General features: G+C 64.9%; 19 protein-coding genes, 1 tRNA gene and 1 riboswitch. Of the genes, 6 read left to right on the top strand and 14 right to left on the bottom strand.

Annotated features, from left to right (window positions below):
- Positions 1 to 7: 7 nt before the first annotated feature.
- Positions 8 to 1,216 (bottom strand): MFS transporter, encoded by a 1,209-nt coding sequence (locus tag ACNJX9_RS29270; RefSeq protein WP_439405457.1) that lies wholly within the window; start codon positions 1,214 to 1,216, stop codon positions 8 to 10.
- Between the two features lie 98 nt (positions 1,217 to 1,314).
- Positions 1,315 to 1,393: riboswitch (Fluoride riboswitch) on the bottom strand.
- A 202-nt stretch (positions 1,394 to 1,595) separates the two neighbouring features.
- Between ACNJX9_RS29270 and ACNJX9_RS29265 the strand changes: the two genes are divergently transcribed.
- Complete coding sequence (locus ACNJX9_RS29265; protein WP_057753563.1) at positions 1,596 to 2,468, top strand: DUF1194 domain-containing protein; 873 nt, start codon at positions 1,596 to 1,598, stop codon at positions 2,466 to 2,468.
- A gap of 161 nt (positions 2,469 to 2,629) precedes the next feature.
- The gene (locus tag ACNJX9_RS29260) at positions 2,630 to 3,265 is read left to right on the top strand and encodes a hypothetical protein (protein WP_271601692.1); all 636 of its coding nucleotides are present in this window, start codon (positions 2,630 to 2,632) and stop codon (positions 3,263 to 3,265) included.
- A gap of 70 nt (positions 3,266 to 3,335) precedes the next feature.
- Here ACNJX9_RS29260 and ACNJX9_RS29255 read toward each other — a convergent pair whose 3' ends face one another.
- The gene (locus ACNJX9_RS29255; protein ID WP_439405456.1) at positions 3,336 to 4,394 is read right to left on the bottom strand and encodes a class I SAM-dependent methyltransferase; all 1,059 of its coding nucleotides are present in this window, start codon (positions 4,392 to 4,394) and stop codon (positions 3,336 to 3,338) included.
- A 246-nt stretch (positions 4,395 to 4,640) separates the two neighbouring features.
- Between ACNJX9_RS29255 and ACNJX9_RS29250 the strand changes: the two genes are divergently transcribed.
- Entirely contained in the window at positions 4,641 to 5,198 is a 558-nt protein-coding gene (locus ACNJX9_RS29250; RefSeq protein ID WP_057753865.1) for a hypothetical protein, read from the top strand.
- A gap of 124 nt (positions 5,199 to 5,322) precedes the next feature.
- On the opposite strand, the gene ACNJX9_RS29245 is transcribed toward ACNJX9_RS29250, so the two are convergent.
- The 9 genes from ACNJX9_RS29245 to ACNJX9_RS29205 all read right to left on the bottom strand — a co-directional run bounded on the left by ACNJX9_RS29245 (position 5,323) and on the right by ACNJX9_RS29205 (position 14,816).
- Complete coding sequence (locus tag ACNJX9_RS29245; protein ID WP_439405454.1) at positions 5,323 to 6,570, bottom strand: class I SAM-dependent RNA methyltransferase; 1,248 nt, start codon at positions 6,568 to 6,570, stop codon at positions 5,323 to 5,325.
- Positions 6,563 to 7,297: a TlyA family RNA methyltransferase gene (locus ACNJX9_RS29240; protein ID WP_220000643.1), complete on the bottom strand. Its 735-nt coding sequence runs from the start codon at positions 7,295 to 7,297 to the stop codon at positions 6,563 to 6,565. Before ACNJX9_RS29240 ends, ACNJX9_RS29245 begins: the two co-directional genes overlap by 8 nt.
- A 22-nt stretch (positions 7,298 to 7,319) precedes the next feature.
- Positions 7,320 to 7,874 carry a nucleoside 2-deoxyribosyltransferase gene (locus ACNJX9_RS29235; RefSeq protein WP_057753550.1) on the bottom strand — a complete coding sequence of 185 codons (555 nt, stop codon included), beginning with the start codon at positions 7,872 to 7,874 and terminating at the stop codon, positions 7,320 to 7,322.
- Positions 7,875 to 8,057: 183 nt separating this feature from the next.
- Positions 8,058 to 9,986: a 1-deoxy-D-xylulose-5-phosphate synthase gene (dxs, locus tag ACNJX9_RS29230; protein WP_057753863.1), complete on the bottom strand. Its 1,929-nt coding sequence runs from the start codon at positions 9,984 to 9,986 to the stop codon at positions 8,058 to 8,060.
- A 569-nt stretch (positions 9,987 to 10,555) separates the two neighbouring features.
- Positions 10,556 to 10,807: an exodeoxyribonuclease VII small subunit gene (locus ACNJX9_RS29225; protein ID WP_014497196.1), complete on the bottom strand. Its 252-nt coding sequence runs from the start codon at positions 10,805 to 10,807 to the stop codon at positions 10,556 to 10,558.
- Between the two features lie 73 nt (positions 10,808 to 10,880).
- A complete protein-coding gene (locus ACNJX9_RS29220) occupies positions 10,881 to 11,810 on the bottom strand; it encodes a histone deacetylase family protein (RefSeq protein WP_439405451.1) in 930 nt (309 codons plus the stop codon).
- A gap of 134 nt (positions 11,811 to 11,944) precedes the next feature.
- Positions 11,945 to 13,603 (bottom strand): bifunctional metallophosphatase/5'-nucleotidase, encoded by a 1,659-nt coding sequence (locus ACNJX9_RS29215; protein WP_439405450.1) that lies wholly within the window; start codon positions 13,601 to 13,603, stop codon positions 11,945 to 11,947.
- 200 nt (positions 13,604 to 13,803) lie between these two features.
- On the bottom strand, positions 13,804 to 14,565 hold the full coding sequence (locus ACNJX9_RS29210) for an enoyl-CoA hydratase-related protein (RefSeq protein ID WP_057753540.1): 762 nt from the start codon (positions 14,563 to 14,565) through the stop codon (positions 13,804 to 13,806).
- Positions 14,566 to 14,621: 56 nt separating this feature from the next.
- On the bottom strand, positions 14,622 to 14,816 hold the full coding sequence (locus ACNJX9_RS29205) for a hypothetical protein (protein ID WP_157083666.1): 195 nt from the start codon (positions 14,814 to 14,816) through the stop codon (positions 14,622 to 14,624).
- 17 nt (positions 14,817 to 14,833) lie between these two features.
- Here ACNJX9_RS29205 and ACNJX9_RS29200 point away from each other — a divergent pair, with 17 nt between their 5' ends.
- Positions 14,834 to 16,069, top strand: a complete 1,236-nt coding sequence (locus tag ACNJX9_RS29200; RefSeq protein ID WP_439405447.1) for an MFS transporter — start codon at positions 14,834 to 14,836, stop codon at positions 16,067 to 16,069.
- A gap of 139 nt (positions 16,070 to 16,208) precedes the next feature.
- On the opposite strand, the gene ACNJX9_RS29195 is transcribed toward ACNJX9_RS29200, so the two are convergent.
- Positions 16,209 to 17,987: an acyl-CoA dehydrogenase gene (locus ACNJX9_RS29195; RefSeq protein ID WP_439405446.1), complete on the bottom strand. Its 1,779-nt coding sequence runs from the start codon at positions 17,985 to 17,987 to the stop codon at positions 16,209 to 16,211.
- Between the two features lie 246 nt (positions 17,988 to 18,233).
- Here ACNJX9_RS29195 and ACNJX9_RS29190 point away from each other — a divergent pair.
- A tRNA-Gln gene (locus ACNJX9_RS29190) sits at positions 18,234 to 18,308 on the top strand.
- 11 nt (positions 18,309 to 18,319) lie between these two features.
- On the opposite strand, the gene ACNJX9_RS29185 is transcribed toward ACNJX9_RS29190, so the two are convergent.
- Entirely contained in the window at positions 18,320 to 18,472 is a 153-nt protein-coding gene (locus ACNJX9_RS29185; RefSeq protein ID WP_439405445.1) for a hypothetical protein, read from the bottom strand.
- Between the two features lie 49 nt (positions 18,473 to 18,521).
- Positions 18,522 to 19,409 (bottom strand): VOC family protein, encoded by an 888-nt coding sequence (locus ACNJX9_RS29180; protein WP_057753532.1) that lies wholly within the window; start codon positions 19,407 to 19,409, stop codon positions 18,522 to 18,524.
- 171 nt (positions 19,410 to 19,580) lie between these two features.
- Between ACNJX9_RS29180 and ACNJX9_RS29175 the strand changes: the two genes are divergently transcribed.
- Positions 19,581 to 20,768 carry a CaiB/BaiF CoA transferase family protein gene (locus ACNJX9_RS29175; protein WP_057753529.1) on the top strand — a complete coding sequence of 396 codons (1,188 nt, stop codon included), beginning with the start codon at positions 19,581 to 19,583 and terminating at the stop codon, positions 20,766 to 20,768.
- Positions 20,769 to 20,830 lie beyond the last annotated feature (62 nt).

Raw genomic sequence — 20,830 nt, 5'->3', positions numbered from 1 at the left:
CCTGTCATCACTTCTTCTCCATGGCCAGGCCGTCGCCGACGGTCAACAGTCCCACCAGCGCGGCCAGTGCGAAGCCGAGCCCGGCAAGGAACGTGCCGACCGGCCCATAGGCATCCCACAGCGCGCCGGCGATCACACTCGCGGCCAGCATCGCAAGGCCGGTGAACAGGTTGAAATAGCCGAACGCGGTGCCGCGCAGGCTTGGGGGTGCAGTATCGGCGACGAGGGCCGAGAGCAAGCCTTGCGTCAGTCCCATATGCAGGCCCCACAGCACGACGCCGAGCGCGAGGCCGGCCAGATCAGGCAGCAGCGCCAGCGCAAGGTCGGCGCCAGCGAGGAGGACGAGGCCGAGTCCGAGCAGGGCGGTCCGGTTGATCCGGTCCGACAGCGCGCCGGCCGGGTAGGCGGAGAGGGCGTAAACGATGTTCATCAGCACCAGCACCGCCGGCACCCACATCGCATTGAGCCCGATGTTCTGCGCCCGCAGGATCAGGAAGGCCTCGCTGAAACGCGCCAAGGTGAAGATGACGCCGACCGCAACGACCCGCCAGTAGACCGGTCCGAGCTGCCGCATCGCGGCGGTGTTGAGCGGATTCTTCGCGGGCTCCCGGCCGGCATCCGGCTCCGGCTCGGTCACTGCGAAGGTGATCAGTCCGAACGACAGGAACGCCGGCAGCACCGCCACCCAGAACACGGCGACAAAATGATCTGAGGTCCACCACATCAGTCCGATTGCGACCAGCGGCCCGACGAAGGCGCCGATCGTGTCGAGCGATTGCCGCAGGCCGAAGCTCGCGCCGCGCAGGCCCATCGGCGAAATATCGGCGATCAGTGCATCGCGCGGTGCGCCGCGAATGCCTTTGCCGACGCGATCGATGAAGCGCGCTGCCACCAGCCAGCCCACGCTTGGGGCAAGCGGGAACAACGGTTTTGTCAGTGCAGCCAGCCCGTAGCCCAGGGCCGCGAGCAGCTTGCGACGGCCGAGCCAGTCGGACAGGGCTCCGGAGAAGATCTTGGTGATGGCGGCGGTCGCCTCCGCGATGCCCTCGATGAAGCCGACGGTGAGGGTGGAGGCGCCGAGCATGGTGACGAGATAGACCGGCAGCAGCGCATGAATCATCTCGGAGGAGATATCCATCAGCATCGAGACGAAGCCGAGCACCCAGATCCCCCTGGGCAGCCTGGCATGGGCGGCATTCGGTGTGGTCGTCGTCACGTCGTGGACGTCTCCTTGGTCTTCGTTTCAGGCAACAAAAAACCCGCCAGCGGCGGGTTTGTCCATGCTCCCGCCACAGGCAGAGGCTGATGGCCTTGCCTTCGGCAGGAGTCATCAGCCCATTGCAGTCACGCGACCGCCGGGCGGTTGTCGGGGGACTCCATCCCCATCTGTCGGGTCAGCCTAGCATGGAAATCGGGGGGGACAAATGGGCGGCCGTCACGCGGCGCGATCGCGTGGCGGCGCAGGCGTGGCGACACGGCGGCGGTTTCGCGCCGGCGTATGAAAATCCTAACCTGAATGTGAAGCCCAAGCGATCTTCGTGCTTTGCGGCACGGCGTTTGCGTGTCACCATCGCGTCATACGACGGGAGACTGCGATGCGCTTGCTGTTCTCGATCGGGGCTGTGCTGGTGGCCGGCGTGCTTGCCGGAGGGGACGTCGCGGGCTTCGCGGCACCAAGTTCTAAATTCGGATCGCCGAAATTCGAACCAACGAGACAGCAGCGCCAGGCGGCCGACGGCGATGCGCAGTCGGTTGATGTCGAGCTGATCCTCGCGGTCGATGTCTCCTACTCCATGGATATGGACGAGCTCGCGATCCAGCGCGAGGGCTATGCCCAGGCGATCCAGTCCAAGGAGTTCCTGCAGGCGCTCAAGGCCGGCCCCAACGGCAGGATCGCGGTGACCTATTTCGAGTGGGCCGCCTCGAGCGACCAGAAGATCATCATCCCCTGGCGCCTCATCGACGGACCGGAGACGGCGGATGCGGTCGCAGCCGAGATCTTGAAGACGCCGATCCGGCGCGCCTCACGCACCTCGATCTCAGGCGCGATTGGATTTGCCATGCCGCTGTTCGACGAGGATCCCTATCACGGGCTTCGCCGCGTCGTCGACATCTCGGGCGATGGTCCCAACAACAATGGCGGCCCTGTCACGGTGGCGCGCGATCTCGCACTCGAGAAGGGCATCATCATCAACGGCCTGCCGATCATGGTGAAGGAGCCGTCCTATTCGACGATGGATATCGACAATCTCGATTACTATTACGAGGACTGCGTGATCGGCGGACCCGGCTCCTTCGTGATCGCGATCAAGGATCGCGAGAAGTTCAAGGAGGCGATCCGCACCAAGCTGCTGATGGAGGTGGCGGGCCGAACTCCCACGGTGGTGCACGTTGCGGACAAGGACAAGGAGCCGCGCGTGAGCTGCCTGATCGGCGAGAAGATCTGGTCGGATCGCTGGGGCCGCTGACGTGCCCGATGAGACCATCCGTCGCCGCGCGGCCGGCGGCTGAACTTAACTGTCCGTTAACTCCGCCGTGCCCCTAATCCGACTGTTCTGAACGTTGCTGATGCTTCCTGCCGCCGCTCGCAGGCCAGCGAGCCCGTCGAACTCCTCCATCGCATATACTCATGTCCGTCGTCGCGCCAAGCACCAGCCAGATTTCGCCCGCCAACGAGCGGCTGTACCACCAGAGCGCCTTGATCGGCGACTGGAAGGGCACTTGGGCGGGCAACAACCAGCCTGTCGGCTTCAAGGTCGTGAACATCCGCGGCAACCGAGCGCAGGTCGAGTACACCCATAACGGCCACACCGAGCGCGGCTTTGGCGAAGTTCAGGGCACGCTCATCAACTTCGGCGGGGTCACGGTCGGCACCAAGGACGGCAAGAACATGGTGCTCCTGTTCTCCTTTGGAGGCAGCGGCAAGCAGACTGCAACTCTCGAGAAGCAGGCGCCACCGGCCTCCGACAGCCGCCTGATGGGAAGCTGGGGTGGCTATTCCAGCGACATCGGCAAGAGCGCGAGCTTCAAGGTGCTCTCGGTCAACGGCAATGAAGCCCAGGTCAGCGTCACCACCGAGGGCATCACCCGCCAGGGCACCGGCATCGTCTACAAGAACGTCATCATGTTCGGCCAGGCGCAGATCGCGACGGACGACGGGCAGAACGGCAAGATCACCTATCAGGTCGGCACCAAATCCTTCATGGTGCCGGTGACGAAATATCCGCCGGCGGATTCGTCATCCTCCGTCGACCGGACCGCGTAGCAGTTCGCCGGTGCTTCGCACCGACGCCGCAGCTTGACATGGTCGGCCGCGGCGTCCAGCGCGATCAAAATCAGATCCGTGCTTCGAGGATCAGGTTGAACGGCGTTTCCGCGGCGCGGCGGAAGCGCGACAAGCCGCCTTCGGCTGCGACCTTGCGTAGCCTTGCCTCGCCGGCTTGCGCGCCGAGTGCGAGGCCCACCTCCTGGTCGAGCGAGGCCGGTGTGCAGATCATGGTCGATGCCGCGTAATAGACGCGCCCGACCGGGTTGAGATTGTCTTCGAGGCGGTCGCCCGCGAATGGCTCGACCAGCATGCAGGTGCCGTCCTTCGCCATGGTCTGGCGCACATGGCTGATGGCGCCGACGGGATCGCCCATGTCGTGCAGGCAGTCGAAGAAGCAGACGAGATCGTAGCCCTCGGCCGGATAGGTCTTGGCCGAGTGAACCGCGAAGCTGACGCGATCGCCGAGCCTGGCCTCGGCGGCCGCCTTGCGCGCCGCCTCGATCGAACCCTCGTGATAGTCGAAGCCATAGAAGCGGGAGTTTGGAAAGGCCTCCGCCATCAGCCGTGTCGAGACGCCATGTCCGCAGCCGACATCGGCGACCTTGGCGCCGCGCTTCAGCTTGTCCACGACGCCGTCAAGCGCGGGCAGCCATTCCTGCACCAGGTGATGCATGTAGCCGGTGCGGAAGAAGCGGGCGGTGCCGCAGAACAGGCACTCACTGCGCCGGTTCCAGCCGACGCCCTTGCCGGACTTGAATGCGTCGGTGATCTTCGGCTCGTCGAGAAAGGTCGAGGCAACGACATTGGGGAAGGCACCGAGGAACACGGGGCTATCCTGATCGGCAAGCGCCATCGCCTGCTCCGGCAGCATCGAGAACTTGCGCGATGCGGAATCGTATTCGATGTAGCCGGACGCCGCCTGACTCGACAACCATTCGCGGACATAGCGCTCCGCCGTCCCGGTGGCGCTTGCGAGCTCGGTCGAGCTCATTGGCCCCTTGGCGGCGAGCGTCCGGTAGAGCCCAAGCTTGTCGCCGAGCAGGACCAGCGACGCGTTCATCGCCGCACCCATCTCGGTGACCATTTTACCCATAAAGGCATTCAACTTGTCGGAATTGACCTCCATGACAGCCTCCATCGAATGTCGGGCATTTTCAAAGGTCTGCGCAATCGCGCGTGATCGGACGGCATCGGGCTTTCGCGGTCAAAGCCGCGGCTTCAGCTTGCGCGTCTCTTCAATGGGTCAATCCGGCACGAAGGAGGTTCAAAGCGTCAGGGTCTGGAACCCGATGGCGTGATCAGCGGCATCGCATCACTGGCATTCGCACCTTGGCGGGCGTATATTTTGCGCACCATTCTGACGGTTACCTCGATGCCCGGCTTTACTCGTACCTGTGGTCTTACTGCCCTTCTCGCGCTGCTCTGCCTTGGCGGCGGACCTGCTCATGCCCAGGTCGCGCCTGTGCAGTATTGGATTCCGGGCGGGGCTTTCGGCTATGGCGGCAGCACCGAGAGCTACAGCGATGGCTATGATTTCCGTCCCGGCTTTTTCGTCGGAAGCCGGAGCGGCAATCTCGGCCTGAGCGGTTTCACCCAGGCCGGATCTTCAGGCAATTTCAGCGCGCTCTCCTTCGACAGCACGCAGTTCGGCTACAACATGAAGACCGCGGGCGGCTCGCCCGTGACCTTCTTTGCCGGCTTCGACACGCTGAAATACGGTAACGGCATCGGCAGCTCGGTTGCACCGCTGACCTCCGCCGCCGGTCCCGGCTACGGCGGATTTGCGGGCGTCGAATTCAAGCCGACGTCCAATCTCAGCCTGTCGTTCGGCGCCGGGTTCACCCAGCGCGACTCCGGCCTCATGGACAGCGATATCAGGTCGAACATGCTGCCGGGCGAGTCGCCGGCGCTGGGCCAGCTGCGGCGCTAAAGCATGATCCGGAGAAGTGTGAAGCGGTTTTCCCTCGCGACATCAGCGAAACGCGTTTGCGCGGAGATGATGCTTAAATAAAGAGCTGAAGCGCGATGACGATTCTACCCGATCTCATCGCGCTTTAGCGGCTGAACTTCGCCACCAGCTCGACATGCGGCGTGTGGCGGAACTGATCGACCGGGACGACATTCTCGACCTTGTAACCGCCATCGATCAGCAGCCGCGCGTCACGGGCGAAGGTCGCGACATTGCAGGACACCGCGATCACCACGGGCACCTTGCTCGCGGCGAGTTTCAGCGCCTGTGCCTGTGCGCCCTGGCGCGGCGGATCGAATATCACGGCATCGAAATCGCGCAGCTCCGGTGGCACCAGCGGACGGCGGAACAGGTCACGCGGCTCGGACTTGATCGGCTTCAGTCCCGGCGTGCGCGCCGCCTTGGCGAGCGCGGCGATCGCGCCGGCGTCGCTGTCATAGGCGGTGACGCGGGCTTTCTCGGCGAGCCTGAGCGCAAACGGACCGACGCCGCAGAAGAGGTCGAGAACCTCCTTCGCCTTGCCGACGCGCTCGGCGACGAGTGAAGCAAGCGTCTCTTCACCGGCCACGGTTGCCTGCAGGAACGAGCCCGGCGGCAGCGTCACCTCGGCGCGGCCCATCCGCACCGTTGGCGGCAGGCGTTGCAGCACCAATTCGCCACGCCGCGTCAGCCGCGCCAGACGATGCTGCTCGGCGACGCGCGACAGCGCGGTGACCAGCGGCGTCGGCAGCGGGCCGGAGCCGCGCACGTCGACATCGAGGCCGTTGATGGTGGCGGTCACCTGGATGTCGAGCGGTTTGGTCACCGGCATTTTCGACGTCAGCGGCTCGGCGATGGCCCAGGCGGCATCGAGCGCGCCTTCCAGCGCGGGATCGAGGATCGGACAGCGGTCGATCGGGATCACATCGTGCGAGCTCGTCGCGGAAAAGCCGACCTTGAGCACGTCATGCGTGCCGAACCTTCCGTGCAGCGTGACGCGCCTTCGCCCGGCACCATGCGCATCGACCAGCGGGGCCACCTCGCAAGGAATGCCGGCCTGCGCCAGCGTCTCGACCACGATGTTGCGTTTCCAGGCCTGGTAGGGCTCCGCTGCCCAATGCTGGATCGCGCAGCCGCCGCAGACGCCGAAATGCGGGCAGAACGGTTCGATGCGCTCGGGGCTGGCGATATCGACCGCCAGCAGCTTGCGACGGTCGGGATGATGGCCGGCAACGTGATCGACCTCGACGCTCTCGCCGCCAAGCGTGTAGGGCACATAGATCGCATCGCCCGTCGTGAGTGAAACGCCGTCGCCGCGATGGCCGACATGATCGATCGTGACACGTTCAACCACGGCGCGCGCCCAGGAAGAATTCGATATTGCCGTCACCGCCTGATATCGAGGAGGGAAACACCTCGATCTCGGTGCAGCCGAGCGAGGCGGCAAAGGCCGCGATGTCGTCGCAGATCTCCTGATGCACGGCGGCGTCGCGGATGATGCCTTTCTTGTTGTGCTTCCTGTCAGCCTCGAATTGCGGCTTGATCAGCGCCAGCAGGCTCATCGGCGCGGCCGCCAGCGACAGCGCAACGGGAAGCACGGTCTTCAGCGAAATGAAGCTGACGTCGATGACGACGACATCGGGCCGCGCCGGCAGCCGCTTGCCCTCATAGGCGCGGATGTCGGTCTCCTCCATCGATACGATTTTGGGATGACCGCGCAGCGAGGCGTGCAACTGGCTGGTGCCGACATCGACGGCGAACACCAGGCTCGCGCCATTCGCCAGCAGCACCTCCGTAAAACCGCCGGTGGAGGCGCCGACGTCGAGGCAGACATGGTCCTCGATCTCGATTCTGTAGCGCTCCAGCGCGCCGGCGAGCTTGACGCCGCCGCGCGAGACGTAGGGATGCGCCGGCTCGGCCTGGATCACGGCGTCCTCGGCGATCGTCTCCGACGGTTTTTCGACCTGCTTGTCGTTGGCCGTGACGAGCCCGGCCTCGATTGCCGCGCGCGCCCGCGCCCGGCTCTCGAACAGGCCGCGCTCGACCAGCAGAACATCAGCGCGCTTGCGGGCAGGGGACATCGATCTCTCCAGCGATTGATCGCTATGTAGCGATCAATCGCGCGGCCGCCATCCGTACGCAAGCCTCGAACGCGGCCAGATCATGCCAGACGTCAACAGGCATTTGCGCCGGCGTCACCAGCGGGCAGCCATGCAGCTCCAGCGCATGGATCATCATCAGGTTATCGACGAGGCCGAAATCCTCGACGGTCAGCCCCTGCGCATCGACCAGCCGTCCGTCCTCAGGGGTGACGGCCATGAAGCGACCGAGGCGGTCGGCATAGGTGGCGGGATCGTTGCAGTAAGCGAGGCAAAACTTGCGGCGGCCGGCCATGTAGCCGAGCTCGTAGACGGTGCCGGGGTCGGCGCCGGCACCGCGGAACGGGGTGAGATTGGCGATGATGGCGTCGGCCCCGTCCATCATCGCCTCATTGCCGCAAAAGATCTGCCGCGAGGCGTCTGAAGCGGTGAGGTCAATGGCGTTGTCGAGGGGATAGAGACCGGTAAGACCGTGGGCGGTGCAGATCGCGGCCTTGCGCCGGCCGATCTCAACCGCATCCGGCAGGAACACGTCGGGACCTGCCAGATAGATTTTCATGAGGAGCGAACCGAAAAATGGGGCCGAGATGCAAGCCACAGCGTGCGGTCTGCTCCCTTCCCCGCCTGCGGGGGAGGGTTGGGGAGAGGGTGTCTCCTCTCGGGGACACCCCCCGGAGGTTAGAACCCTCACCCGCGCCTTCGGCGCGACCTCTCCCGCAAGCAAGCGGAAGAGGTGATTCAATCAAGCCAGCTTGACCGTCTCGGCCTTCACATCCTTGCCGAGCGCTTCGAACACCTTGGCGACGATGCCCTTGGCGTCGAGGCCGGCGCGGGCGTACATCGCCGCCGGGGTATCGTGGTCCTGGAACACGTCGGGCAGCACCATCGCGCGGAACTTGACCATGCCGGTGTCGAGCACGCCCTGATCGGTCAGGAACTGCGCGACATGCGAGCCGAAGCCGCCGACCGAGCCCTCCTCGATCGTGATCAGCACGTCGTGGTCGCGGGCGAGCTTGAGCACCAGCTCGGTGTCGAGCGGCTTCATGAAGCGCGCATCGGCGATCGAGGTGGAGAGGCCATGGGCGGCGAGCTCGTCGGCCGCCTTCTCGCATTCGGCGAGACGCGTGCCGAACGAGAGCAGGGCGATCTTGCTGCCCTGGCGGATCATGCGGCCCTTGCCGATCTCGAGCGGAATGCCGACCTCGGGCATCTCGATGCCGCGGCCTTCGCCGCGCGGATAACGCAGCGAGCTCGGACGGTCGTTGATCGCGACCTGGGTCGCCACCATGTGCACGAGCTCGGCTTCGTCGGCCGCAGCCATGATCACCATGTTGGGCAGACAGCCGAGATAGGCGTTGTCGAACGAGCCGGCATGGGTCGCGCCGTCGGCGCCGACGAGGCCGGCGCGGTCGATGGCGAAGCGCACGGGCAGGTTCTGGATCGCGACGTCATGGACGATCTGGTCGTAGCCGCGCTGCAGGAAGGTCGAGTAGATCGCGCAGAACGGCTTGTAGCCCTCGGTCGCGAGACCGGCGGCGAAGGTCACGGCGTGCTGCTCGGCAATACCGACGTCGAAGGTGCGGTCGGGGAACGCCTTGTTGAAGATGTCGACGCCGGTGCCCGACGGCATCGCCGCGGTGATGGCGACGATCTTGTCGTCCTTCTGCGCTTCCTTGACGAGGCTCTGGCCGAACACGTTCTGGTAGGCCGGCGCATTCGGCTTGGCCTTGGCCTGCGTGCCGGTGGCGACGTCGAACTTGACGACGGCGTGGTACTTGTCGGCGGAGGCTTCCGCCGGCCCGTAGCCCTTGCCCTTCTGCGTCACGACATGGACCAGGATCGGCCCTGTCTCCATGTCGCGGACGTTCTTGAGCACGGGCAGCAGATGGTCGAGATTATGGCCGTCGATCGGGCCGACGTAATAGAAGCCGAGCTCCTCGAACAGCGTGCCGCCGTCCATCATGAAGCCGCGGGAATATTCCTCGACGCGGTTGGCGCGGTTGGCGAGGATCTTGGGCAGGCGCTTGTTGATCTGCTTGGCCGCATCGCGCAGCGTGCGATAGGTCTTGCCGGAGTAGAGGCGCGACAGATAGGCGCTCATGGCGCCGACCGGCGGGGCGATCGACATGTCGTTGTCGTTGAGGATCACGATCAGGCGCGAATTCATGGCGCCGGCATTGTTCATGGCCTCATAGGCCATGCCCGCCGACATCGCACCGTCACCGATCACGGCGATAACGTTGTTCTTGCCGCCGGAGAGATCGCGCGCGACGGCCATGCCGAGACCGGCGGAGATCGAGGTCGAGGAATGCGCGGCGCCGAACGGATCGTAATCGCTCTCGCTGCGCTTGGTGAAGCCGGACAGGCCGCCGCCGGTGCGCAGCGTGCGGATGCGGTCGCGGCGACCGGTGAGGATCTTGTGCGGATAGGCCTGATGGCCGACGTCCCAGATCAGCCGGTCACGCGGCGTGTCGAAGACGTAGTGGATCGCGGTGGTGAGCTCGACCACGCCGAGGCCAGCGCCGAAGTGACCGCCGGTCACCGAGACGGCATCGATCGTTTCCTGCCGCAGCTCGTCGGCGACCTGGCGAACCTGCTCGACCTTGAGCTTGCGCAGGTCTTCCGGCGTCCGGATGGTGTCGAGAAGCGGCGTTTTACTGTATGCGTTCACGGCGATTTCCAATTTGTCAGCGCCGGAAGGTCATTCCGGTGCGCGATGGGTTTGCACAATATCGGCGCAGCGCGAGTCCTTAAACCGTCGGAGCCACCTGCATGGGGCAAGGCCCCGTCTTCAAGCTTAGGTGAGCCTAAGTGCGCTCCGGTTCAGTCTCTGTGATCCCTGTCACGTAGATCGGCTTCGTCCGTCCCAGCCAATTCATTAGCGATTTGAGGCACTTGACATCGAAAATCGGTCCCCACGTCAAGGCTAACAAAAAGCCACACTCCGCGCAGCTTTACACCAAAGCTTAGGCCAAAGCCAACCCACAGGGCCGATCACGGGTATGCAGCTGCAACCGTCGGGCCAATTTGGTTAATCGTGGCGCCGGAGCGAAGGTTCCAATCCTGCCCGGTTCTTTGGCAGGATTCTTGCGGAAAGACGGCCTTTTCGGCGGAATTCGCGGGATGGAGAACGCCGAGGCGGGAACTCTCCGACCTTCCGGTTCCCTTCGCCGGCCAAGACGGTGCGTGCGATCTTGAAAATCGCAAGCGGCTGATGCGCGAGTCGGGTGGCTTCGGGCCTTACTGCACGTCCAGGGGCGCCGTGCCGGCGGCCTGGCCACTGGCGTCGGTGGTGATCTTGTCGACGCGCGCCTCGGCCTGGCGCAACAGCTCCTCGCAGCGCCGTTTCAGGGCTTCGCCGCGTTCGTAGATCGTGACGGATTCCTCGAGCGGCACCTTGCCGTCCTCGAGCCGCTTCACGATCGTTTCGAGTTCCTCGATCGCGCGCTCGAAGGTGAGCCTGGAGACGTCGACTTGGGTATTTTCGGCCATATCCGTTTCCGATTGCCCGATTCGCTGCGCTTGCAAAACAGCAGAGTTTTGCGGGCTTAATGTGGCGGGTATCTCAAGCGCCCATCAGGGCGCCGACATGCGCCGTAACAGATTCTTTCAGTCCTTGCAGGTCGTAGCCGCCTTCAAGCACAGAGACAACGCGTCCCCCGGCGGACTTGTCGGCGAGGTCCATCAGCTTGCGCGTCACCCAGGCATAATCCTCCGCGCGCAAGTTCAGCGAGGCCAGCGGATCGCGGTAGTGCGCATCGAAGCCCGCGGAGATGATGAGGAGCTCGGGGCTGAATTTCTCCAGCCGCGGCAGGATCAGATTCTCGAACGCGCTGCGGAATTCGGGGCCGCCGTCTTCCGAGGCGAGCGGCGCGTTGACGATGGTGTCGTGATCGCCGCGCTCGCCCTTGGCGCCGGTACCCGGAAACAGCGGCATCTGGTGGGTCGAGCAGTACATCACTGATGGATCCGACCAGAAGATGTCCTGGGTGCCGTTGCCGTGGTGGACGTCGAAATCGACGATGGCGGCCCGCTCGATGCCGTATTTTCGCTGCGCATGGCGCGCGGCGATGGCGACATTGTCGAAGAAGCAGAAGCCCATCGGCTTGCCGATCTCGGCGTGGTGGCCGGGCGGGCGCACCGCGACGAAGGCGTTGCGGTGCTCGCCGTTCATCACGGCCTCGGTCGCCGCCACCGCGCCGCCGACGCCGCGCATCACCGCTTCCCAGGTACCCGGGGACATCGAGGTGTCGCCGTCGAGATAGATCTGGCCGCTGCTCGGCGCGACGTGGCGCAGCTCGGTGACGTAGTGCTCGTTGTGGCAGAGCGTGACGAGATCGAGATCGCCCTCCGGCGCCTGATCGCGCGCCAGGAACTGGAAGCGCTCGACCGACAGCGCTTCTTCCACCGCACGCAGGCGATCCGGGCGTTCGGGGTGTCCCGGCGGCGTGACATGGTCGAGGCAGGCCTTGTGGGAAAGAAGAAACGTGCTCATCAGGTCGGCCTCACGGGGAACGAACTCTCGACGTCGCTTGGCGCATCCGGCGCCAAAACGCAATGCAAAACCCAATCTAGGCGTTCCGCAGCGAATGGCAAAGGCCCGACCCGTTCCGGCCCGCTTGATCCAGATCAATTGACGCGCAGGATGCGGGTGGCCGGCAACGGGCCGATCGGACCATGCGCCTTAAAGAAGGCAAACAGCGCGTCGGAATCGTAGCCGCCATATTGCGGCGAGGTGCCCTGCTTGGCGACGGTAAAACCGTCGCCGCCGACCGCCAGATAGTCGTTGAGAGTCACGCGATAGAAGCTGGCCGGCTCGATCGGCTTGCCGTTGAGCGTCATCTTGTCGGCCATGATGCGCTCGCCGAATGACTTTGACGCGTCCCAGCTGTAGCTGAACCCGATCGAGACCTGGAGGATTCGCGGCCGCTTCGGATCGAGCCATTGCTGCTCCAGCATATCCTTGAGCTGACTGCCCGTGAGCGTCATGGTGACGAGGCGGTTGCGGAACGGCTGGCTTGCGAACAGGTCGCCATAGGACACCGCGCCGTTGTCCTTGGGGACGAGATCCGTGCGGATGCCGCCGGGATTGGTCAGCGCGATGACAGCGCTGCCGTCCTTGGCATCCTTCGTCGCGGCGAGCTGGGCATCGGCGATAACGTCACCGAGTGCGCTTTCACCGGCTTCGTTCGGAACGCGCGACAGCGTCTGCGTCACCGATCCGGCCGGCCGGTTGGCGATCGGCGCCGAGAGCTTGTCATAGGCGTCGATCAGCGCGGTTTGCTCCGGATCCTTGGCCAGCGAAGCGTTGGCGACGATGACGTTCTCGGCTTTGGCGCCGACGATGTCGCGGGTTGCAGGATCGAGCTTGAGGTCGATCGCGGTCACCAGCGTGCCGTATTTGTCGCCGCTGGTGACGAGCCGCCCATCGATATCGCAGACATAGGCGCGGTGCGTGTGGCCGCTGACGATGACGTCGACGGCAGGGTCGAACTTCTTGACGATGTCGACGATGGGTCCGGTAATGCCGGGGCATTCGTTGTAGTCGCCTGCGGGCTCACCGCCCTGGTGGATCAGCACCACGATCGCCTCGACCCCCTTCGCCTTCAGCTGCGGCACCAGTGCGTTCACCGTCTCGGCCTCATCGCGAAATTCCAGTCCCGCAATGCCCTTGGGCGAGACGATGCCGGCGGTCTCCTTCAGGGTCAGCCCGATGAAGGCGACCGGAATCCCACCGAACTCGCGGATCTCGTAAGGCGGCAGCACGCTCTTGCCGGTCGCGGTCTCTACCGTGGACGCCGCGAGATAGTGGAATTTGGCGCCGGTGAAAGCATGCGGCCCCTGGCAGCCGTCTTCGGGATGGCAGCCGCCATTCTGCATCCTGAGCAGCTCGGTCTTGCCTTCGTCGAATTCGTGGTTGCCGACCGAGGTGATCGCAAGCCCCATCATCGAAAGCGATTCGACCGAGGGCTCGTCGTGAAACATCGCCGACAGGAACGGGCTCGCCCCGATCAGATCGCCGGCGGCGACGAAGATGGTGTTCTTGTGCCCCTCGCTCAGCTGCTTCACCAGCGTCGCCATGTATTCGGCACCGCCGGCGGCCACCATCACCTTCCTGGTCTTGTCTTCGGGGTCAGCGATGCGGATGCCGCCCGGCGGCGGACGGAGGTTGCCGTGGAAATCGTTGATCGCGAGAATCCGCAGCTCGACCGGCGCTGCGGTCTGCGCCGCGGCGGGGAGGGTGAGAAGCGCGAGCGAAAGCGTGGCAAGGATGGATTGGTATCGCATGGAACAAGATTAATCGCTCGGCGCGAAGATTTCACGAAGGTTCTCGCTGTGATTCCGGGGCGGGCGGAGCGCGAGCCCGGAATCCATCGCGCGCCAGCGACGGTGGATGAATGGATTCTCAGGTGCGCAATTGCGCACCATAGCTCCCGACTTCGTCGCGCCCCGGAATGACGGCCGGGGGGATGGGGCGACGGACAGTCCTACTTCCTCTTCTTCCTGTTCGCGAAGGCATTGAACGCGGCAATCGCATCGTTGGACTTCAACCGCTCGCCGAACAAATGGGCCTCCTGGTCGATGCGGCGGGTCAGTTCTTCCGGCGGGGCGCGCAGCAGCTTGCGCGAGATTGCGACCGCTTCGGCCGGAAGCCGGCAGATCTCGCGCGCTACCTTGCGGGCTTCGACCTCGGTATGTCCCGGCGACACCACGGTGTTGACGAAGCCGGCGGCATGGGCCTCGGCGGCCGTGAAGCTGCGGCCCATCACCAGCATGGCGAAGGCGCGCTGGTAACCCATGGTGCGGGGCATCAGGAGGCTGGCGGCACCGACCGGAACGAGCCCGAGATTGATGTAGGGCGCCGAGAAGGTCGCGGCGTTCGAGGCGAGCACATAGTCGCAGTGAAACAGCATCACGGTGCCTATGCCGATCGAGGCACCGTCCACGGCTGCGATGATCGGCTTGACGTTGAGCGCCAGCGAATAGAGGAATTTGGCGCCGTCCGACAACGTCTCCGGACGGGCCGCGTCGGCATGCATGAAATCGTCGATATCGTCGCCGGCGGTGAACACGCCGGAGCCGCCGGTGATGATCATGCAGCGGATATCGGGATTATTCTGTGCGGTGTCGATCGCCCGGCTCATCTCGCGATACATGTGCTGCGTGATCGCGTTCTTCTTGCCGGGACGGCGCAGGGTGATGACGCGTGTGCCGCGGTCGTCCGTGACGATGATATTGCCGTTCGGCATGAGCACTCCCTGCGCTCGCCGCGGCGCTGCCGCTGGCGAGTCTTGCACAGCTCAGCCTACATGATCCCGCAGGCGTGCCAATCCTGCGGCTCAATCAATTCGGCAGTGATGCCGTTAAATGGTTGCATGACACCCGCCCCGATGGCGTCGGGGGAACGACCTAGCAGCGCGATTTGCGCATTGCAACAATCGGCTACATCTTTCATTTGAAAAACCGGTGGTTGTGCGTCACGATCAGCCGTTCGTTCCATCAGGCCGATATCTGACGATGATCGCCGCAACTGAGGTTGACGAGTCCTCGCTGCGCTACCGCGGCTGGCGCGTGGTGCTGGCCTGTTTCCTGATGGCCTTCTTCATGTTCGGCTTTGGCCTCTACGGCCAGGGCGTCTATCTCGCCGAGCTCCAGCGCGCCCATGGCTGGCCGGGCACGCTGGTGTCCTCGGCCAGCACCTTCTCGTTCCTGCTGAGCGCCGTCCTCGTGATCTTTACCGATGATCTGCTTGTCCGCATCGGGTTGCGCGCGCTGATCCTGTGCGGGCTTGCGGCGCTTGGCGCATCGACCGCGCTGCTGGGATTGATGCAATTGCCCTGGCAGCTCTATCTAGCCTATGCCCTGATGTCGGTCGGCTGGACCGGAATGGGCTCGGTGGTGATCGCCACCGTGCTGAACGCCTGGTTCGAGCGACGGCGCGGGCTCGCGCTCAGCCTCGCCTTCAACGGCGCCACCTGCGGCGGCATCATCCTCGTTCCCGTATTGCTGGCGCTGAGCACCAGCATCGGCTTCCGTTCGGCCATGCTGGCGGCGACCATCGTGATGGTGGCGCTGGTCTTGCCGGTGGTCGTCGTCTTCACCGGCTGGCCGGCCGCCGCGTCGCTGCATGCAGCGGGACCAGTTTCCAGCGGCGGCAACGCCGCGCGCCATTCGCGCCGGGCGCTGCTCGCCGTTGCATCATTCTGGACCATGGTGCTGCCGATCGCGATCGCGCTGCTGGCGCAGATGGGATTCATCATTCACCAGGTGACGTTCCTCGAACCATTGATCGGCCGCGCCAGTGCGGGCCTCGCGGTCACCATCATGGCCGCGATGGCGGTGATCGGGCGACTCACGCTCGGCCTGTTCGTCGACCGGCTCGATCCGCGGCTTGCCTGCGCGGCGTCGATGATGAGCCAGGCGGCGGCCTTGCTCGTGCTCCTGCACAGCCAGAGCCCGATCGTGCTGCTGTTGTGCTGCGCCGTCTACGGCTTTTCGATCGGCAACATGATCACCTTTCCGCCCTTGATCATCCAGCGCGAGATCGGCAGTGCGGCGTTCGCGGCCGCGATGGGGCTGGGTACGTCGATCAGCGGCATCGTCAGCGCCTTCGGTCCCGGCATCGTCGGCCTCGTGCGCAGCGCGAGCGGCGACTACACCATGGCGTTTGCGATGTGCGTGGCGCTCGATGTGATCGCGGCCGGCATCGTGCTATGGCGGCCGGGAAAGAGGGCGGAGGTCGCGGCTTCGTAAGCGCATAGGGTGGATTAGCGAAGCTAATCCACCTCTTCTGTTCACGCGGCGGCACAAGCGGTGGTTACGCCGTGCGAACCGCGCTTCGCGCGGTCGCAGGGCTAACCCGCCCTACGCACCGACGCTCGCGGCAAGCAGCTTACCCCAACAGCACCGCATCCGCCGCCGCGACCGAGTCCGCGCTTTCCGTCACGGTGCGCTCGAGCGCGCCCGCCTGCACGGTGATGTTCTCGGCGAAGAAACGCGCGAGCGAGACGTAGCGCGCCGCCTCGGTGTTGCCGTCGGCCTTCGCCGCGAGCGCCTCGGAGGCGAGCAGGCAGCCGCCGAGCGTTGAGCCGAACTGCTGCAGATAGGGCGTCGCACCGGCGAGCGCCTCGTTCGGCGCCGACGTGACGCGTTCGAGCAGCCACTTGCTGCTGCGCCTCAAGGCCTCCAGCGCCTCGCGCAGCTTTACGCCGGTGGTGCCGAAGGCGGGATCGTTGGAGGCCTCGACCTGTTTGACCGTGGCCGAGAGCTCCTCAATCAGCGCCCACACCGCCGCGCCGCCATTGGTGGCAAGCTTGCGCGTCACGAGGTCGATCGCCTGGATGCCGTTGGTGCCTTCATAGATCGTGGTGATGCGGGCATCGCGATAATGCTGCGCGGCGCCGGTCTCCTCGATGAAGCCCATGCCGCCATGGATCTGCACGCCGAGATAGGCAACCTCGTTGCCGATGTCGGTCGAATAGCCCTTCGCCATCGGCGTCAGCAGCGCCGCGCGTGCGGCCGAATCGGCGCGGACCTTCGGATCCCTGGCGCGCATGGACACGTCGAGCGCGACCGCTGTCGCATAGCAGATCGTGCGCGCGGCCGCGGTCTGCGCCCGCATCCGCATCAGCATGCGCTTGACGTCGGGGTGCACGAAGATCGCATCCGACCCGTCGCCCTTTTTGCCGACGGCGCGGCCCTGCTTGCGCTCCTGCGCATAGGCGAGCGCCTGCTGATAGGCGCGATCGGCGATGCCGACGCCTTCCAGGCCGACGCCGAGACGGGCCTGGTTCATCATCGTGAACATGCAGCGCATGCCCTGGTTCTCTTCGCCGATCAAAAATCCGATGGCGCCGCCATGGTCGCCCATGGTCATGGTGCAGGTGGGGGAGGCGTGCATGCCGAGCTTGTGCTCGACGCCCGAGGCAAAGATGTCATTGCGTGCGCCGAGCGAGCCGTCTTCATTGACCATGAATTTCGGCACCAGGAACAGCGAAATGCCCTTGGTGCCCGCGGGGGCATCGGGCAGGCGCGCCAGCACGAAATGCACGATGTTGTCGGTCATGTCGTGCTCGCCATAGGTGATGAAGATCTTCGTCCCCTTGATGCGATAGGTGCCGTCGGCCTGCTTTTCGGCACGGGTGCGCAGCGCACCGACGTCGGAGCCGGCCTGCGCCTCGGTCAGCTGCATCGTGCCGGTCCATTCGCCGGTGACGAGCTTTTCCAGATAGATTTTCTTCAGCTCCTCGCTGCCATGCGCCTCCAGCGCCTCGATCGCCGAGGCCGTCAGCAGCGGGCAGAGGCCGAAGGCAATATTCGACGCGCTCCAGATCTCGGTGCAGGCGGCGTTGATCGCCAGCGGCAGGCCCTGGCCACCAAAGTCCTCGGAGCCCGAGACCGCGTTCCAGCCGCCGTCGATCCAGCGCTTGTAGGCGTCCGGCCAGCCCGGCGCGGTCGTCACCTTGCCGGCATCGAGCTTGATGCCATGCTCGTCGCCGACCTTGTTCAGCGGCGCCAGCACGTCGGTTGCGAATTTGCCGGCCTCTTCCAGCACGGCGGCGGCAATGTCGGCGTCGAAATCGCCGTAATGGCCGGCCTCCACGGCGGCCTTGAGGCCGGCGCCATGGTTGAGCGACAGCAGCATGTCAGAAATCGGCGCGCGGTAGGTCATGGCAAACTCCCCGTGGACAGGTTTGCCGCCGTATTCCCATGAAATGGCTGAGGCCTCAATGGGTGCGATACGGGACCGCATCGGGGCTTCGCCCCCGCCTATATTAAGGTGTGGCGCGCCCGCGCCCCGGGCGGTGGTATTTTGCCCCTCCAGGCGGTTGAAATGCCGCGCCGCACCCTATAGACCGGCTGCGACCGAAGGGAATCTGCGGGTGCCAGCTCGCCCGCCCTTCCCGTGGTCACCTGATGGGGCGTAGCCAAGCGGTAAGGCAGCGGATTTTGATTCCGCCATTCGGAGGTTCGATCCCTCCCGCCCCAGCCAGCTCCCGAGCACTACTGCACCCGTGCCAGCATCCGGCGGAAACGGGCAAGTGCGGCCGCCAGGAAGATTGCGCCAAGCGCGACAATCGCGGCGAGATGCGGCCAGACCTGGTCGATGCCGGCGCCCCGGCACAACACCGACTGCGTGAATTGCACGAAATGCACGGCCGGCGAAACCTGGTTCGATCCCTCCCAGCCCCCCGCCGGGTGCTCGCTACCCCTCGTATTGATCCGGTCCCATCGCCCACGACGTCTGGTCGTGACTGTGCGCGTAGTTGCGGTTGTTGACGGCGGGATTGCGATTGACCAGCGGCCGCATGAACATCGGGTGCGTCGCGCTGCGCACCTCGTGCTCGACGGTGAAGAGGGGCTTGCCGCTGTCGAGATCGACGATGTCGCAGAAGCGGTACTGATACTGATTGTCCTCGCGCGAGATCAAATCGCGCGCCAGCAGCTTGCGATAGGGGCCCGAGAAATCGGTGATGTAGATCTGCACGTGGTGGCCGTCATAGCCCGGCTGCGGCCGGTCGGTCTCGCGGAACAAGAGATGCTGGTCGCGGCCGGTCTTCACCGCGGCGACCTTTCCGTCACCGTTGCGCAAGCCCGCGGGCATGCCCATGACCTCAGGATAGAAGGCGCAGATCGCCTGCGCCGATCCCACCGGCACATCGAACGAGACATAGGGAATGCCGAGCGTGATGCGCCCGAAGCGGGCCGCATCGGGTTCATGGACGCGAATGCGATTGCCCCAGGGGCAGGTCGCCTCGACATAATCATTGTGCTCGGCGTAGCTGAAGGCGGTGCCTTCGAGCTTGCCCTTGATCGAGGCCAGTCGCGCCAGCAGCGCCTCGCGTCCCTCGATGACGAGCCCGGTATGGCCGCGCAGCACCTGCGCCTTGCCGCTGGGCAGATGAAACTGGCTGCGTCCGGCATTGATCCACATGTTGGTGTCCGAGACCATCAGATAGGGATCGCGGGTCAGCCCGAGGCCGGTGACGTAGAACAGCGTGGCGAGGCGCTGATCCGGAACCGTGATGTTGACGTGCTCGAGATGAATGGCGTTGCCGAGATCTTCTGCGGATCGGTCGAATTGCTGCGGCATGGCTATCGTGCTTCCGGCTGGAGGGACTGCTGCTCCATACTAGAGCAGAATTTCCGCCAGCCGAAACACTTGCCCCATCACATCTTGCGAGCAAGGCAGGGTGTGAGCTGCCATCTTGCCGCGGCACCCATTCCCTGTAATCTGGCTGGAAAGAGATAAGGAACGAGGACGATGGGGGGAGTTCTGGAAGGCGTGCGCGTCCTCGATTTCGGGCGCTATATCGCGGGTCCCTATTGCGCGACATTGCTGGCCGAGTTCGGCGCCGAGGTCATCAGGGTCGAGAAGCGCGACGGCAGCGAGGACCGCTTCGTGGCGCCGGTCGGCGAAGGCGGCGAGGGTGCCTTGTTCCTCCAGGTCAACCGCAACAAGAAGTGCATCACGCTCGATCCGATGACGGCGAAGGGGCAGGAGGTGATGCGCAAGCTGATCGCGACGGCTGACGTCGTCGTCGCCAATCTGCCGCCGCAAACGCTCCGCGCGATGCAGCTCGACTATGATTCACTCAAGGCGATCAAGCCCGACATCATCCTGACGACCGCGACCGCGTTCGGCGGGCCGGGTCCCTGGTCCGACCGCGTCGGCTTCGATGGCGTCGGCCAGGTCATGTCGGGCTCGGTCTACATGACCGGCGCGGGCGATCCGCCATATCGCGCCGCGGTGAACTGGGTCGATTTCGGCACGGCACTGCATTGTGCCTTCGGGACGCTTGCCGCGCTGATCGAGCGCGGCAAATCCGGGCGCGGGCAGATCGTCGAGGGCGCGCTGCTGGCGACCGCTCTGTCCTTCACCAATGCGACGCTGATCGAGCAGGCGGTCATCAACGTCAACCGCGTGCCCACAGGCAATCTCGGCCAGACCGCGGCGCCCGCGGATATCTATCGCACCAGGGACGGCTGGGTGCTGTGCCAGGTCACGGGCCATCCGCTGTTCAAGCGCTGGGCCAAGCTGATGGGCGAGGAGGAGCTTTGGCTGAATGATCCGCGCTTTGCCGACGATATCAGCCGCGGCAACAACGGCCGTGTCATCAGCGAGCGGATGGCGCGCTGGTGCGCGATGCGCACCACACAGGAGGCGGTCGACGCACTCGGCAAGGCGATGATCCCGACCGGGCCGGTGCTGAGCCCGCAACAGGCGCTGGATCATCCACACATTCGCGCCGCCGGCTTCCTGCAGGACGTCGACTATCCCGGCTTGCCGAAGCAGGCCCCGGTCGCGCGCGCCGCGATCCGACTGTCCGAAACGCCCGGCCAGATCGCATCGCGCCCGCCGACGCTCGGCGAGCACACTGATTCCGTGCTGGCGGAACTGGGCTACGACAAGGCCGCGATCGCAGCGCTGCGGCAGAGCGGCATCATTTAGCCGCGACGTGATCACAGGAGTGGAAATAGGCCGGCGCGTCTGCTAGACGACTGGCGGCTCAT

The sequence above is a fragment of the Bradyrhizobium sp. BLXBL-03 genome, from assembly GCF_051853015.1.
Classification (GTDB): Bacteria; Pseudomonadota; Alphaproteobacteria; order Rhizobiales; family Xanthobacteraceae; genus Bradyrhizobium; species Bradyrhizobium manausense.
Note: the sequence above shows the minus strand (reverse complement) of the source record. Positions and strands in the feature narration are given on the sequence as shown.

What these genes read in the sequence shown, in the direction of transcription:
- ACNJX9_RS29265 (WP_057753563.1), top strand. Translation starts at nt 1,596, where the DNA reads ATGCGCTTGCTGTTCTCGATCGGGGCTGTGCTGGTGGCCGGCGTGCTT.
- ACNJX9_RS29260 (WP_271601692.1), top strand. Translation starts at nt 2,630, where the DNA reads ATGTCCGTCGTCGCGCCAAGCACCAGCCAGATTTCGCCCGCCAACGAG.
- ACNJX9_RS29255 (WP_439405456.1), bottom strand. Translation starts at nt 4,394, where the DNA reads ATGGAGGTCAATTCCGACAAGTTGAATGCCTTTATGGGTAAAATGGTC.
- ACNJX9_RS29250 (WP_057753865.1), top strand. Translation starts at nt 4,641, where the DNA reads ATGCCCGGCTTTACTCGTACCTGTGGTCTTACTGCCCTTCTCGCGCTG.
- ACNJX9_RS29240 (WP_220000643.1), bottom strand. Translation starts at nt 7,297, where the DNA reads ATGTCCCCTGCCCGCAAGCGCGCTGATGTTCTGCTGGTCGAGCGCGGC.
- ACNJX9_RS29235 (WP_057753550.1), bottom strand. Translation starts at nt 7,874, where the DNA reads ATGAAAATCTATCTGGCAGGTCCCGACGTGTTCCTGCCGGATGCGGTT.
- ACNJX9_RS29225 (WP_014497196.1), bottom strand. Translation starts at nt 10,807, where the DNA reads ATGGCCGAAAATACCCAAGTCGACGTCTCCAGGCTCACCTTCGAGCGC.
- ACNJX9_RS29220 (WP_439405451.1), bottom strand. Translation starts at nt 11,810, where the DNA reads ATGAGCACGTTTCTTCTTTCCCACAAGGCCTGCCTCGACCATGTCACG.
- ACNJX9_RS29215 (WP_439405450.1), bottom strand. Translation starts at nt 13,603, where the DNA reads ATGCGATACCAATCCATCCTTGCCACGCTTTCGCTCGCGCTTCTCACC.
- ACNJX9_RS29210 (WP_057753540.1), bottom strand. Translation starts at nt 14,565, where the DNA reads ATGCCGAACGGCAATATCATCGTCACGGACGACCGCGGCACACGCGTC.
- ACNJX9_RS29205 (WP_157083666.1), bottom strand. Translation starts at nt 14,816, where the DNA reads ATGGAACGAACGGCTGATCGTGACGCACAACCACCGGTTTTTCAAATG.
- ACNJX9_RS29200 (WP_439405447.1), top strand. Translation starts at nt 14,834, where the DNA reads ATGATCGCCGCAACTGAGGTTGACGAGTCCTCGCTGCGCTACCGCGGC.
- ACNJX9_RS29195 (WP_439405446.1), bottom strand. Translation starts at nt 17,987, where the DNA reads ATGACCTACCGCGCGCCGATTTCTGACATGCTGCTGTCGCTCAACCAT.
- ACNJX9_RS29180 (WP_057753532.1), bottom strand. Translation starts at nt 19,409, where the DNA reads ATGCCGCAGCAATTCGACCGATCCGCAGAAGATCTCGGCAACGCCATT.
- ACNJX9_RS29175 (WP_057753529.1), top strand. Translation starts at nt 19,581, where the DNA reads ATGGGGGGAGTTCTGGAAGGCGTGCGCGTCCTCGATTTCGGGCGCTAT.